The sequence below is a fragment of the Enterobacter cloacae complex sp. 6730903 genome, assembly GCF_048283985.1.
In the GTDB taxonomy this organism is placed as follows: domain Bacteria; phylum Pseudomonadota; class Gammaproteobacteria; order Enterobacterales; family Enterobacteriaceae; genus Enterobacter; species Enterobacter hormaechei_C.
Genome location: NZ_JBLVXX010000025.1, coordinates 17138 through 31241, shown reverse-complemented (window position 1 = coordinate 31241; position 14104 = coordinate 17138). Strand labels below are relative to the sequence as shown.

At 56.6% G+C, this 14104-nt stretch carries 13 protein-coding genes; 9 read left to right on the top strand and 4 right to left on the bottom strand.

What is annotated here, in order from left to right:
• Positions 1–13: 13 nt before the first annotated feature.
• The 4 genes from ACNQ0W_RS14385 to rimL all read left to right on the top strand — a co-directional run bounded on the left by ACNQ0W_RS14385 (position 14) and on the right by rimL (position 4488).
• Positions 14–1183, top strand: a complete 1170-nt coding sequence (locus tag ACNQ0W_RS14385; RefSeq protein ID WP_062932690.1) for a pyridoxal phosphate-dependent aminotransferase — start codon at positions 14–16, stop codon at positions 1181–1183.
• Between the two features lie 10 nt (positions 1184–1193).
• Complete coding sequence (locus tag ACNQ0W_RS14380; protein ID WP_003857237.1) at positions 1194–1967, top strand: ABC transporter substrate-binding protein; 774 nt, start codon at positions 1194–1196, stop codon at positions 1965–1967.
• A 230-nt stretch (positions 1968–2197) separates the two neighbouring features.
• Positions 2198–3853, top strand: coding sequence for a glucan biosynthesis protein D (locus ACNQ0W_RS14375; protein WP_417933208.1), 1656 nt, complete (start codon positions 2198–2200; stop codon positions 3851–3853).
• Between the two features lie 95 nt (positions 3854–3948).
• Positions 3949–4488, top strand: a complete 540-nt coding sequence (gene rimL, locus ACNQ0W_RS14370; RefSeq protein ID WP_032653529.1) for a 50S ribosomal protein L7/L12-serine acetyltransferase — start codon at positions 3949–3951, stop codon at positions 4486–4488.
• Here the strand turns inward: rimL and ydcK are convergent.
• Entirely contained in the window at positions 4483–5463 is a 981-nt protein-coding gene (ydcK, locus tag ACNQ0W_RS14365) for a YdcK family protein (RefSeq protein ID WP_116329826.1), read from the bottom strand. The genes rimL and ydcK overlap by 6 nt on opposite strands.
• Before the next feature lie 121 nt (positions 5464–5584).
• Here ydcK and tehA point away from each other — a divergent pair, with 121 nt between their 5' ends.
• Both tehA and tehB read left to right on the top strand, forming a co-directional pair.
• Positions 5585–6580 (top strand): dicarboxylate transporter/tellurite-resistance protein TehA, encoded by a 996-nt coding sequence (gene tehA / locus ACNQ0W_RS14360; RefSeq protein ID WP_047050895.1) that lies wholly within the window; start codon positions 5585–5587, stop codon positions 6578–6580.
• Positions 6580–7173, top strand: coding sequence for a tellurite resistance methyltransferase TehB (gene tehB, locus ACNQ0W_RS14355; protein ID WP_023296596.1), 594 nt, complete (start codon positions 6580–6582; stop codon positions 7171–7173). Before tehA ends, tehB begins: the two co-directional genes overlap by 1 nt.
• On the opposite strand, the gene pepT is transcribed toward tehB, so the two are convergent.
• Complete coding sequence (gene pepT / locus ACNQ0W_RS14350) at positions 7170–8399, bottom strand: peptidase T (protein WP_062932693.1); 1230 nt, start codon at positions 8397–8399, stop codon at positions 7170–7172. The two genes, tehB and pepT, sit on opposite strands and share 4 nt — an antisense overlap.
• Before the next feature lie 111 nt (positions 8400–8510).
• Between pepT and ACNQ0W_RS14345 the strand changes: the two genes are divergently transcribed.
• Entirely contained in the window at positions 8511–10106 is a 1596-nt protein-coding gene (locus ACNQ0W_RS14345; RefSeq protein ID WP_062932694.1) for an ABC transporter substrate-binding protein, read from the top strand.
• Positions 10107–10239: 133 nt separating this feature from the next.
• The gene (locus tag ACNQ0W_RS14340; protein WP_015570552.1) at positions 10240–10914 is read left to right on the top strand and encodes a DUF3313 domain-containing protein; all 675 of its coding nucleotides are present in this window, start codon (positions 10240–10242) and stop codon (positions 10912–10914) included.
• A gap of 34 nt (positions 10915–10948) precedes the next feature.
• On the opposite strand, the gene ACNQ0W_RS14335 is transcribed toward ACNQ0W_RS14340, so the two are convergent.
• Entirely contained in the window at positions 10949–11845 is an 897-nt protein-coding gene (locus ACNQ0W_RS14335; protein ID WP_023296600.1) for a DMT family transporter, read from the bottom strand.
• A gap of 174 nt (positions 11846–12019) precedes the next feature.
• Here ACNQ0W_RS14335 and ACNQ0W_RS14330 point away from each other — a divergent pair, with 174 nt between their 5' ends.
• Positions 12020–12892, top strand: coding sequence for a helix-turn-helix domain-containing protein (locus tag ACNQ0W_RS14330; RefSeq protein WP_006810606.1), 873 nt, complete (start codon positions 12020–12022; stop codon positions 12890–12892).
• On the opposite strand, the gene ACNQ0W_RS14325 is transcribed toward ACNQ0W_RS14330, so the two are convergent.
• Entirely contained in the window at positions 12872–14038 is a 1167-nt protein-coding gene (locus ACNQ0W_RS14325) for a benzoate/H(+) symporter BenE family transporter (protein WP_062932695.1), read from the bottom strand. The two genes, ACNQ0W_RS14330 and ACNQ0W_RS14325, sit on opposite strands and share 21 nt — an antisense overlap.
• Between the last annotated feature and the right edge of the window lie 66 nt (positions 14039–14104).

The following is a 14104-nucleotide window of genomic DNA, read 5'->3' as shown; positions in this document are numbered from 1 at the left end:
GAAGGGACAGAGGATGACTTTGAAAACGCCGGTGCAGACACGATCCAAATTGCCCGATGTGGGAACCACCATTTTTACCGTTATCGGCCAGCTTTCAGCCCGGCATAACGCCATCAACCTTTCTCAGGGTGCGCCGAATTTTTCCTGCGACCCAAAACTTATCTCCGGCGTGACCCGCGCCATGGAGGCAGGGCATAACCAGTACGCCTCCATGACCGGGCTGCAACCGCTCAGGGAGCGCATCGCGGACAAAATTGCCACGCTCTATGGCACACGCTATGACCCGGCGAGTGAGGTGCTGGTGACCGCCAGCGCCAGCGAAGGGCTTTACTCAGCCATCAGCGGGCTGGTTCATCCTGGTGATGAGGTGATCTATTTCGAGCCCTCCTTTGACAGCTATGCGCCGATTGTGCGTCTGCAAGGAGCGACGCCGATCGCCATTAAGCTGACGGTACCGGATTTTGCCGTGAACTGGGATGAAGTACGGGCGGCCATTACCCCGCGCACGCGGATGATCATCGTCAATACGCCGCACAACCCGAGCGGACAGGTGTTTTCAGCCGCCGATCTGCACCAGCTGGCAGCGCTGACGCGCCACACCGACATCATCATTTTGTCTGACGAAGTGTATGAGCACGTCGTTTTTGATGGCGAACCGCACCACGGAATGGCGACGCACCCGCAGCTGGCGGAGCGCAGCGTGATTATTTCTTCTTTCGGAAAAACCTATCACGTCACCGGCTGGCGTGTGGGTTATTGTGTGGCACCCGCAGAGCTGATGGATGAGATATGTAAGGTCCATCAATTTTTAATGTTCTCTGCCGATACGCCGATGCAGTACGCGTTTGCCGAACACATGACCGATCCGCAAACCTGGCTGTCGCTGGCGGCGTTTTATCAGCGCAAGCGCGATCTGTTGCAAAGTTTGCTCGCCGACTCACCGTTCAGGCTGCTACCCAGTGCCGGTTCGTTCTTTCTGCTGGCGGATTACAGCGGCTTTAGCGACGAGCGCGACAGCGAGCTGGTGAAAAGGCTGATTGTCGAGTTCGGGGTTGCCACCATTCCGCTGTCGGCGTTTTATGCCGATGGCACGGACAATAAGTTAATCCGTCTCTCTTTTGCGAAGGATGAGGCGACGTTACGGGCAGGTGCCCAGGCCCTTTGTCGGGTTACACCACGTTAAGGAATTTGAGATGAAATTACGCGCGTTAGTTGTCGGCATGGGACTGCTGTGTTCATTCTCGTCGTTTGCCGCTACCGAGTTGCGATACGGGCTGGAAGCGGAATATCCGCCGTTTGAAAGCCGCAATGCGTCAGGGGAGCTGGAAGGGTTTGACGTAGAGCTGGGAAATGCCATCTGTAAAGCCGCCGCGCTGAAGTGCAGCTGGGTTGAAACCTCGTTTGATGCGCTTATCCCCGGTCTGGTGGCGAAGAAGTTCGACGCCATCAACTCGGCGATGAACATCACCGAACAGCGTCGCAAGAGCATTGATTTCACCCAGCCCATCTATCGCATTCCCTCCCAGCTGGTGGGCAAAGCCGGTTCAGCGGTAGAGGCTACCCCCGAAGGGCTGAAGGGCAAAACCATCGGCGTTCTCCAGGGTTCCATTCAGGAAACTTACGCCAAAGAGCACTGGGAAAAGCACGGTGTCACCGTGGTGTCTTATAAAGATCAGAATATGGCCTGGGGGGATTTGCTGAATGGCCGCATCGATGCCTCGCTGGTGATGTCAGCGGCCGGGCAGGCGGGTTTCCTCAGCAAGCCGCAGGGTAAAGGGTTTGGCTTTATCGGCAAACCGGTGTCGGACGACACCATCCTCGGCAGTGGGATCGGCTTTGGGCTGCGTAAGGGGGATGAGGCCACCAAAAAGCAGCTTGATGCCGCAATTGATAAAGTACGTGCCGACGGCACGATCGCTAAACTGGCTGATAAGTACTTCCCGGGTATCGATGTCAGCGTAAAATAACCGCCTCGTTGGTCCCGGCTGTTGATGTCCAGCCGGGACTCTTTTATACATAACTTTACCCCTTTTTCAGGCCGTTCTGGTCGACAGAAAATATTTCTCGGTTTGTTCAGATAATCACCCGCCAACAATTGGATTCTTAACCGTTTTTGTTTAGGCTGTGCGTTCTTTCTTGCCGTCATTTCGCTGCGCGCGAAACTCATTCACACGACCATAAGGACGTTTTCTCAGGCATGAATCGCAGACGTTTTCTCAAAGGTTCCCTGGCAATGGCTGCCCTGAGCGGCACTTCTGGCCTTGCTTCTCTGTTTTCCCAGGCGGCATATGCTGCTGACTCCGACATTGCCGACGGTCAGAGCCGTCGCTTTGACTTCTCTGTTCTGCAATCCATGGCGCACGATCTGGCGAAAACCCCGTGGGGCGGTGCGCCGCGTCCACTGCCGGAAACGCTGGCCACCATGACGCCGCAGGCGTACAACGCCATCCGTTACGATGAGAAGCAGTCGCTGTGGAATAACATTGAAGGCCGTCAGCTGGACGCCCAGTTCTTCCATATGGGGAAGGGATTCCGCCGCCGCGTGCGCATGTTCTCGCTGGATCAAACCACCTCTCAGGCGCGTGAGATCCACTTCCGGCCTGAGCTGTTCAGCTACGGCGATACGGGCGTGGATACCCGCCAGCTTGAAGGGCAGAGCGACCTCGGCTTCGCCGGATTCCGCGTCTTTAAAGCGCCGGAGCTGGCGCGACGCGATATCGTTTCCTTCCTGGGCGCAAGCTACTTCCGGGCGGTGGATGATACCTACCAGTACGGCCTCTCCGCGCGCGGTCTGGCGGTGGATACCTTTACCGACACCCCGGAAGAGTTCCCGGATTTCACCTCCTTCTGGTTTGAAACCGTGAAGCCAGGTGATACCACCTTTACCGTCTATGCGCTGCTGGACAGCCCGAGCATTACCGGTGCCTATAAGTTTGTGATCCACTGTGAGAAGAGCCAGGTGATCATGGACGTCGAAAACCATCTCTATGCGCGCAAAGACATCAAGCAGCTCGGCATCGCGCCAATGACCAGCATGTTTAGCTGCGGCAACAACGAACGCCGCATGTGCGACACCATTCATCCGCAGATCCACGATTCAGACCGCCTGGCGATGTGGCGCGGTAACGGGGAGTGGATCTGCCGGCCGCTGAACAACCCGCAAAAGCTGCAATTTAACGCCTACCTGGATAAAAACCCGAAAGGCTTTGGTTTGTTGCAGCTTGACCGTGACTTCTCTCATTACCAGGACGTCATGGGCTGGTATAACAAGCGACCAAGCCTGTGGGTCGAGCCGCGCAACAACTGGGGGAAAGGTTCCATTGCCCTGATGGAGATCCCGACAACCGGCGAGACGCTCGATAACGTGGTCTGCTTCTGGCAGCCAGAGAAACCGGTGCAGGCGGGTGATGAGCTGGACTTCAAATACCGTCTCTACTGGAGCGCGCAGCCGCCGGTGCGTTCCCCGCTGGCAAATGTCTACGCCACCCGTACCGGTATGGGCGGCTTCCCGGAGGGCTGGGCGCCGGGTGAAAATTACCCGAAAGTGTGGGCCCGTCGCTTTGCCATTGACTTCGTCGGGGGCGATCTGAAGGCCGCCGCACCGAAGGGCATTGAGCCGGTGATCACCCTCTCCAGCGGTGAAGCGAAGCAGGTGGAGATCCTCTATGTCGAGCCGTTCGACGGGTATCGCATTCTGTTTGACTGGTATCCAACCTCTGACTCCACCGAGCCGGTGGATTTGCGCCTGTTCCTGCGCTGTCAGGGCGATGCCATCAGCGAGACCTGGCTGTACCAGTACTTCCCGCCCGCGCCGGACAAACGTAACTACGTTGACGACCGGATCATGCGCTAGTCCTTATGGGTTTGTGCCGGGTGGCGACCCGGCCTGCTCCGGACGCATTTGTAGGCCGGGTAAGCGTTAGCTCCACCCGGCAATTAAGAGGCACCATGTCTTCAGAAATCATCCCTGTTAACCAGGAAATCGAGCTTCGCGCCGTCGAAGAGCGCTATACCACCGATCTGCATAACCTCGTAATCAAAAACAAAACCTGGCTGCAAACCGCCTTCGACTGGGCGCAGCATGTCGGCAGCGAAGAGGACACGCGCCGCAACGTGCAGAGCAACCAGATGCTGCACCAGCGCGGTTACGCCAAAATGTTCCTGATTTTTATGAATGACGAGCTGGTGGGCGTGCTGTCTTTCAACGCGATCGAGCCTGCGAATAAGGCCGGGTATATCGGCTACTGGCTGGACGAAGCGCATCAGGGGCAGGGAATACTTTCTCAGGCGCTCCAGGCGTTTATGCGCTATTACGTTGAGCGCGGCGAGATCCGCCGTTTTGTGATCAAGTGTCGCGTGGATAACCAGAGCAGTAACCGGGTGGCGCAGCGCAACGGTTTCACGCTCGAAGGTTGTTTGCGGGAAGCGGAAATGCTCAACGGCCGTTACGATGACGTGAACCTGTACGCCAGAATCTTCCCGCTATAGCGCCCCCAGAAGCGGCGTCCGGGTGATCCGCGTGTCGCCGTTGATCACTTTGGCTCCCCGGACGCGAATGCTGTCACCGTCCAGCGCCTCGATAACCGCATCGTCCGTTATTTCCACCTGATGCTCAATCAGGACATCGCCGCTGATACGCGCCCGCCCCTGAATAACCACTTTGTCGTCAATCAGGATCGGCCCGCCGCGTAACCACGCCTCACCGCCTATTAATACGTGGTGTTTAATGACGCAGTTGCCTTCGACGAGAGCGTTTTCCGCGACCTGTGAACTGTACCGCACGGTCGGGATGGCATCCTCCTCCAGACCGGCCAGCAGACGGGCGTTGCCGTACACTTTGGCGCAGTCGCACACCCAGACGTTATTCAGCGCGTTGCCCTCAAGAATGGCGCGATCGAACACCTCGGCGCGGTGCTCAACAAAGGCCCAGGTCACCATGGCATCACCGTAGATTTGTGCCTGATGCACAATACGCGACTGGCTGACCGTGGCTCGGTCATAGATTTGCAGGATCTGCTCACGGTCGGGTGTCAGCCCTTTGGCTGCAATCACCAGGCTGTTATGCAGCACCCGCGCGTCACCCGCGATACGGCATTCCCCGCGTACGGTGGAGTGCTGAATGGTGACGTTGTCACTTATTACCGCCCCGTGACTCACCTCTGCGGCGTCAAGCCAGCTGTTGCCGCCCACGTGTGCGCGGTGGCTTACGATGCAGGGTTGGGTGAGGCGGGCGTTACCGGATATTCTGGCCCCGGCAAACACCACGCTGTTTTCATCATAAACCCAGCAATCCCCGTCCTGGGCGAGCGCGTGTTCATCCTCAACCCAACCGCCTTTAGTCCCGCTGGTCACATCGTTAAAATCCTTCACGGCAATAATTTGTCTGAGAGGCGTTGTGCACGGCGTTGAGCCGTCCTGCCAGCGCCAGAGACGCGTTTCATTGCCAAGTCGATATTTTGTCATCGTGTTATCCCTGAAAAGCCTTTCAATAAACGTAGCAAACTTTTGGTTTTTCGAAGTGCTGGCGTCCGCTCAGGAAACCCCTTAAAATGGCATTTAAAATACATTTTAAAGTTTAAAAAAAATGCATAACCAAAACCAACGCGTTCTTAACTTGCCCGCCGGGTATTTCGGTATGGTCCTCGGGACCATAGGCATGGGGTTCGCCTGGCGTTATGCCAGCACCATCTGGCCGGTGACGCGCTGGCCGGGCGAGATCCTGGTGGCGCTGGCGGTGGCGATCTGGTTCCTTCTGAGCGTAGCGTTTCTTACCCGTGCGGTACGGTTTCCATATAGCGTGCTGGCCGAGATGCGGCATCCGGTAATGAGCAGTTTTGTCAGCCTGTTTCCTGCCACCACTCTGCTGGTGGCCATCGGCTTTGTGCCGTGGTATCGCCCGGTGGCGCTGGGGTTGTTTAGCGTGGGCGTGGTGATCCAGCTTGCGTATGCCGCCTGGCAAAGCGCCGGGCTGTGGCGCGGCAAGCATCCGGAAGAGGCCACGACTCCGGGACTGTATCTGCCGACGGTAGCGAACAATTTTATCAGCGCGATGGCCTGCGGTGCGCTGGGTTTCCACGATGCGGGGCTGGTGTTCCTTGGCGCCGGGGTCTTTTCCTGGCTAAGCCTGGAGCCGGTCATTTTGCAACGCCTGCGCAGCGCGGGCGAACTGCCCGCGGCGCTTCGTACCTCGCTTGGGATCCAGCTTGCGCCTGCCCTGGTAGCCTGTAGCGCCTGGTTTAGCGTCAACGGCGGCGAAGCGGACACCTTCGCCAAAATGCTTTTCGGCTATGGTCTGTTGCAACTCCTGTTTATGCTGCGTCTGATGCCGTGGTATCTGTCACAGCCGTTCAACGCGTCGTTCTGGAGCTTCTCGTTCGGGGTGTCGGCGCTGGCGACCACCGGTTTACATCTTGGGCAGAGCAGTCCGTCAGGGTTCTTTCATGCCCTCGCGGTTCCCCTGTTTATTTTCACCAACGTCATCATCGCGATGCTGCTGGTCCGTACTTTTATCTTGCTGATGCAGGGCAAACTACTGGTGCGCGCTGATAAGGCACTGCTTATGCAATCTGAGGAAAAATAATGACTGTCGATGAAAACTACTTTACTGAGAAATATGGGCTGACCCGCACGCACTCAGAGGTGCTGCTCAGCGCGGACATTGTTAAGCCGGGTAAAACGCTCGATCTGGGTTGCGGGAATGGCCGCAACAGCCTCTACCTCGCTGCCAATGGCTATGACGTGACGGCGTGGGATAAAAACCCGATGAGCATCGATAACATCGAGCGCATTAAGGCGGCGGAAGGGATCGCGAATCTGCAAACGGCGATTAAGGATCTGAACAACCTGACCTTTGACGGCGAATATGATTTTATTCTTTCCACCGTCGTATTGATGTTCCTCGAAGCGAAAACCATCCCTGGTCTTATCGCCAATATGCAGCGTTGCACTAAACCAGGCGGCTATAACCTGATCGTTGCCGCCATGGATACGGAGGATTATCCGTGCACCGTCGGCTTCCCGTTTGCCTTCAAAACCGGTGAACTGAGCAACTACTACGAAGGCTGGGAGCTGATCAAGTACAACGAAGAGGTGGGGGAACTCCACCGTACCGATGCCAACGGGAACCGTATCAAGCTGCGCTTCGCCACCATGCTCGCACGCAAGCCCGCTTAACGCGCCGCCAGCAGACAGAGTTGCAGTGCAGTGCGACAGGAGGCCTCGAACGACGACAGCGGTAAAAACTCAAACTTCGAGTGGAAGTTATGGGCACCGGTGAAGAAGTTCGGGGTGAGCAGGCCTTTAGCTGACAGGGCCGCCCCATCCGTGCCACCGCGCATGGGGATCGGTTTTGGGGTGATGCCGAGCGACTCCATCGCCTCGAACATCAGGTCGATCGCGCGGCGGTCTTCGCCAATCGCGTTGCTGATATTGCTGTAGGTATCCTCAATGCGGTATTCCACGTTTGCCGTGGGATGCTGCGCGGCTATTTGCGCCGCCACATCGGCAATGTGCTGCTTGCGGGCGGCAAAGCCGTCTTTGTCAAAATCACGAATATTGGCTTTCAGTATCGCTTCGTTCTGCCCGGCCTGGATGCTGTTAAACCAGATATAACCTTCGCGCCCCTCGGTGCATTCCGGGGTTTGCCGGCGATCGAAATGGCTGATGAAATCCGTTGCCATCAGCAGCGGATTGACCAGCACCCCTTTGGCGGACATCGGGTGAGCCGTGACGCCGGTAAAGCGAATTTCAGCCGCTGCCGCGTTAAAGTTCTCGTAAACAATTTCCCCCAGCTCGCAGCAGTCGATGGTCCAGGCAAAATCGACGTCGAAGCGCTTCAAATCCAGCGCTTTCGCCCCGCACAGGCCAATCTCTTCATCGGGCACAAACGCCACCACAATATCGCCATGCTTGTGTTCAGCGGTGAGGTTTTCCAGCACCGTCATGACCACGGTGACGGCCGCTTTATTATCTGCGCCTAATACGCTGGTTCCGTCGCTGAAAATAATCTCCTCATCAGGATAAGCCAGAATTTCAGGGTGCTCATTTACGCGCAGCCAAATATCTTTCTCTTTATTCAGGCAGAGATCATCCCCCGTAAACGTTAATATTTGTGGATGAATATCCGGGGATAAACCGACGTCGACGGTGTCGATATGGGTAATAAAACCAATCCGCGGCGCGCCGGGAACATTACCTTTTTTCACGGCGGTAACGGTGGCGAACTCATCTATCACAATATCGTCTAACCCCAGCGTTTCCAGCTCCTTCGCCAGCTCCCGCGCCATGTCGTGCTGACCCGGGGTGGAGGGCAGGGTTTTGACTTTCGGGTCGCTCTGGCTGGTGATGGCGAGATAGCGGAAAAAGCGTTGGGTTAATTGTCTGGAGAGTTCTGAGCCCATAGTGTTTCCTTCTGTATTTATTTTTCATGTGTTTGCGCCATCACTTTAATGTTATTTATGAAATGGCAAAAGAAGTAATTAGCCGTCGAATTAAAAAGACAGGAATAAATGATGAAAAGCACATTCACAATGATAACGCTGGCGCTTGCTGCGCTGACGGTCAGTTCCACCGTCGCGGCAAAAACGCTGGTGTATTGCTCCGAAGGATCGCCGGAAAATTTCAATCCTCAGCTCTATACGTCGGGGACCAGCGTGGACGCCAGCGCCGTACCGGTTTATAACCGTCTGGTCGATTTCAAACCGGGCACTACCGAACTGGTGCCGAGCCTGGCGGAAAGCTGGGAGGTAAGCGAGGATGGCAAGGTCTACACCTTCCACCTGCGCAAAGGGGTGAAATTCCACAGTAATAAGCTGTTCACGCCGACGCGCGACTTCAACGCGGATGACGTGATTTTCTCGTTTATGCGCCAGAAGGATGTGAATCATCCTTACCATAACGTCTCCAACGGCAGTTATTCCAACTTCGAAAGTCTGGAGTTCGGCAGCCTGATTACCGCTATTGATAAAGTTGACGACCACACCGTGCGCTTCACCCTGGCGCATCCGGAAGCGCCGTTTGTCGCTGATCTGGCGTGGTACTTTGCCTCCATTCTGTCGGCGGAGTATGCCGATGCCATGCTGAAAGCGGGCACGCCAGAAAAGGTCGATATGCAGCCGATTGGCACCGGGCCGTTTAAGCTGGCGCAATACCAGAAGGATTCCCGCATCCTCTTTACCGCTTTCCCGGACTACTGGCAGGGAAAATCGAAGCTGGATCGTCTGGTGTTCACCATCACGCCGGACGCCTCGGTACGTTTTGCCAAAGTCGAGAAGAATGAGTGCCAGGTGATGCCGTTCCCGAACCCGGCGGACCTGCCGCGTATGAAGGCTAACAAAGACATCAACCTGATGAGCAAGGCCGGTCTGAATACCGGTTTCCTGGCGTTTAACACGCAAAAGCCGCCGCTGGATAACGTAAAAGTGCGTCAGGCGCTGGCGATGGCGATTAATAAACCCGCCATCATTGAGGCGGTCTTCCACGGCACTGGCACGGCGGCGAAAAACCTGCTGCCGCCTGGCGTCTGGAGTGCCGACAGCGAGCTGAAAGACTACGATTACGATCCAGAAAAAGCGAAAGCGCTGTTAAAGGAGGCGGGATTTGCCAACGGCGTAAGCATCGATCTGTGGGCCATGCCCGTGCAGCGGCCGTATAACCCGAACGCGAAGCGTATGGCGGAGATGATCCAGGCGGACTGGGCGAAAGTGGGCGTACAGACCAAAATCGTGACCTACGAATGGGGCGAATACCTGAAGCGCGTAAAGGGCGGGGAGCATCAGGCCGCACTGATGGGCTGGACAACGGCGACGGGCGATCCGGATAACTTCTTCGGCCCACTGTTTACCTGTACGTCCGCCAACGGCGGGTCGAACTCGGCCAAATGGTGCTATAAGCCGTTTGATAACCTGATTGCCGAAGCTAAATCGATAACCGATCGCGAAAAACGCGTGGCGCTGTACAAGCAGGCGCAGCAGATGATGCACGATCAAATGCCGGCGGTAATGATTGCCCACTCGACGATTTTTGAGCCAGTCCGTAAAGAGGTCACGGGTTACGAAATCGATCCCTTCGGCAAACACCTGTTCTGGCAAGTGGACCTGAAAGAGTAATTCTCACTGCCCGGTTTCGGTCGGGCAATTTTTCCGCTATTTGTGCTGTCTTCGTCATTTTTTGCCACAACACGCCCCCCGATTTTTTGTTATAACTTCAAGTGCATACTTGCAGATAACATGGAATACCATCATGCGTACTCACACTTTTTTTAAAGTTGCAGTGCTTTCTGGTCTGTTGGCCCTTTCAGGCTGTGCGTCCAAAGTCGCAGCCCCCGATCAATATTCAGGTTTTTTAAAAGATTACTCCGGCTTGCAGGAGATGAAATCTGCAACCGGGAAGCCAACCCTGCGTTGGGTTGACCCGTCCTATAATGAGGCGAATTACGACAGCATTATCTGGACTCCGATAACCTATTATCCGACGCCAAAACCGACCACTCAGCTTGGGCAAAAAACGCTTGATGAGCTGTTGAATTATACCAATACCAAACTGAAAACCGCGATTGGTCAGCGTAAGCCGATTGTGACGACGCCGGGCAAACATAGCCTGATCTTCCGCGGCGCCATTACCGGTGTGAGCTCAGACAAAGAAGGTTTGCAGTTCTATGAAGTGGTGCCTGTGGCGCTGCTGGTTGCGGGTACGCAGATGGCAACGGGCCATCGCACCATGGATACGCACCTGTTCTTCGAAGGTGAGTTAATCGATGCGGCCACGAACAAACCGGTGATTAAGGTTGTTCGTAAGGGTGAAGGGAAAGAGCTGGCGAACGAGAATACGCCGATGGGCTTCGGCACCCTGAAGCAGGTTGTGGATGACATGGCGACGGATGCCACCATGTTTGATGTCCATCAGACAACAAAATAATAAAAAACGGCCTGCATTTTCGCAGGCCGTTTTTTTATGCCGTCCGGAGGCGGCGGAACCAGGTTTCCGGCTTCGTAAACATCACCATATTTCCCCCCAGTATCAACAGCAGGCCGACGATCCCGTTGAGATGCCACACGTAACCCTCGTACACCGTTGAAATCGACAGCGCCACCAGCGGGAACAGCAGGGTGCTGTACGCGGCTTTACCGGGACCAATGCGGCCTACCAGCGTAAAGTAGGCGCCGAAGGCAATCACCGAGCCAAACAGCGCAAGATAGAGCAGCGCCCCCATATAGCTCACCGTCCATTCCGGCATAAAGCTGTCGCCCCTGAAGAGCGCGATAAGGCCCATCACGACGGTGCCGTACAGCATCGCCCAGGCGTTGGTGGTCATGGTTTCCAGCCCGTTTCGCTGATGACGCATGCTGATCATATTCCCCAGCGAGAAGCCGTAGGTGCCGAGGGCGGAAAGCCCGATGCCCGTAAGCAACGACGCGCTCCAGCCGCTGGCGAGCAGATCGTCCCAGAACAGGGTAATGATCCCGATAAGCCCCAGCGCTGCCGCCGTCCAGAAGCGGGCGGGTGGACGCTGGCCGAAGAAGATAAAGCTGTTGATGGCGTTATACAGCACGGCCATCGAGAAAATCACCGACTCAAGGCCGGTATTGATATGGGCGGCGGCGGTGTAAAAGCACCAGAAGTTGAAACAGAAAACGCAGCAGCCCTGAAGCATGCAGTAGAGATGATCCCGCAGCGCCAGCCTGCGCAGGCGGCGAAGGGCGACCAGGACGATCATCATCGTGGCGCTGGCCACGGCGAAGCGCCAGAAAATGGAGACCGGCGCTGCAACCGGCCCCTGTTGCAAAAAAATAGCGATCCAGGTCGTGCCCCAGATCACAACGACCAGCCCATAGAGTAATGCGTTCATGGTTTCTCTCTTCTCATACCGCGAAAAACAACAGTGTGGCGAAAGAAGGGGGGCCCGGCTTTCATCATCTTGCGCCGGACTTGCAAATTCTTGCGCTTTTTTCTCGCGCGATGGCTGGTAACAGGCTGCAACACTTCTTAGACTGACAGTCTGATTAATCACCTGTTTACGGCCATGTCTCTCGTTTACGACACCTTTGAAACGTTACGCCAACAAAATGCAGTGCTGCGGGAAACCGTCGCGCTCAATACTGGCATTCAACTGGCGGCGTGGTACAACAAACACGACACGATCACCGTGAAAAGCAACCATCACACCCTTAGCCTGTACGTGGCGGATGGTTATGAAAGCTATCAAAAAACGCCGGGTGGCTGGAAAAATGGCGGCGGGCCGGACCGTTTTTGTCTGATGCCGGAAGAGAGCGAATCCACGTGGGATATTCGTGACGACCTGTCGTTCGTGCACCTCTACTGCACCGATGAACACCTGCGGGACGTGGGGGAGAAAATCTGGGATAAACGACCGCTATCGCTGACGCTGGAGGAAAAAATCTTCGGCAGCGATCCGAAAATCACTGCCCTTTATCGCCAGTTTTTGCTCGGCTGCGACTGGCAGCAAAACGCCAATCAGCTCACCCTGAGCACCGCGTCGACCTTATTGCTGACGCATTTGGTCCAGCACTATTCCAGCGTACAGTGGAAGTTACCGGTGGTGACCGGCGGGTTATCGCCGTTTGTACTGCGCAACGTGCTGGCCTTTATCGAGGAAAACCTGGCGCAACCCTTAACGCTGGCGGAACTGGCGGGCCAGGCCGCACTCAGTGAGTATCACTTCGCGCGGATGTTCCGCCAGTCGATGGGGCTGGCGCCGCATCAGTATGTCATGCAGCGCCGCATGGAGAAGGCCAAAGCGCTGGTGCAGCACACGACCACGCCGCTCACCGACATCGCGCTGGCCTGCGGATTTAACTCCGCCAGCCATTTCAGTAACCGTTTTCGCAGCATGACCGGCATCACGCCGTCACAGCTACGCGCGGCGAAGGCGTGAGAAGACGGCGTAACAGATCCCTCCCAGCACCAGCCCCCAGAAGGCGGAGCCAATTCCCAGGAGCGTGACGCCGCTGGCGGTCATCAGAAAGGTGACGATCGCCGCGTCGCGCTCTGCTTCATGGTTCAGTGCCTGATACAAACTGCCGCTGATAGTGCCGAGCAGGGCCAGCCCGGCCAGCGTCTGGATGCCGCTCAGCGGCAGGGCGGCCATCAGCCCGGAAATCGACCCGCCGAACACCCCCGCCAGCAGATAAAACCCGCCTGCCGCCGCCGCGGCCAGCCAGCGTTTACTGGCATCTGGATGGGCGTCCGGGCTCTGGCAGATGGCGGCAGTGATGGCGGCGATGCATATAGAATAAACGCCGAAGGGGGACAACAGCAGCGCCAGCCCGCCGGTGGCAACGATCAGCGGTGAGATCGGCAGCGGATAGCCCGATGCCTGCATGGTGGCGAAGCCGGGCGCATTCTGCGACGCCATGGTCACCAGGAAGAAGGGTAAGCCGATGCTGAGCAGGCTGGTGATGGTAAACGCAGGGGCAATGAATTCTGGCATGATGACCGATAACGTCATCCTGTCCGTGACAACGTCACCTCCGGCCCAGGCCACGAACACGCCCACCAGCAGCGTGGCGACAATGGCGTACCGGGGCGCGACGGCTTTGGCCACCAGCCAGGCGGCCAGCATACTGCCGCAAAGAAAAATGTGTCCCTCAAGATTGCTGAATGCCTTCAGGCCAAACTGTAACAGCACGCCCGCCAGCATAGCGGCGGCAAGCGAGTGCGGGATCAGTTTCATCAACCGGGCAAACAGACCGGTGACGCCGCACAGCAGAATCAGCGCATTCGCGAATATAAATACCCCGATGGTTTCCGCCAGCGTCACGCCATGCAGGCTGGTGGCGAGCAGCGCCGCGCCAGGCGTCGACCAGGCGGTCAGCACCGGGGCTTTATACCACCACGACAATGCCAGCGTGCTGATCCCCATCCCGAGCCCCAGCGCGGTCATCCATCCGGCGATTTGCTGTGTACTGGCGCCAGCCGCCGCAGCCGCCTGCCAGATAATGGCGGCAGAGCTGGCATAGCCCACCAGCACGGCAACAAAACCGGCCAGCACGGCAGGAAAGAGAGAGGCAGTCGATCGCATGGAAACTCCGTTGTGCGTTATAACGTCCGGGATAAGGTATCACTGTGCGCTATAGCGTACAAGTGG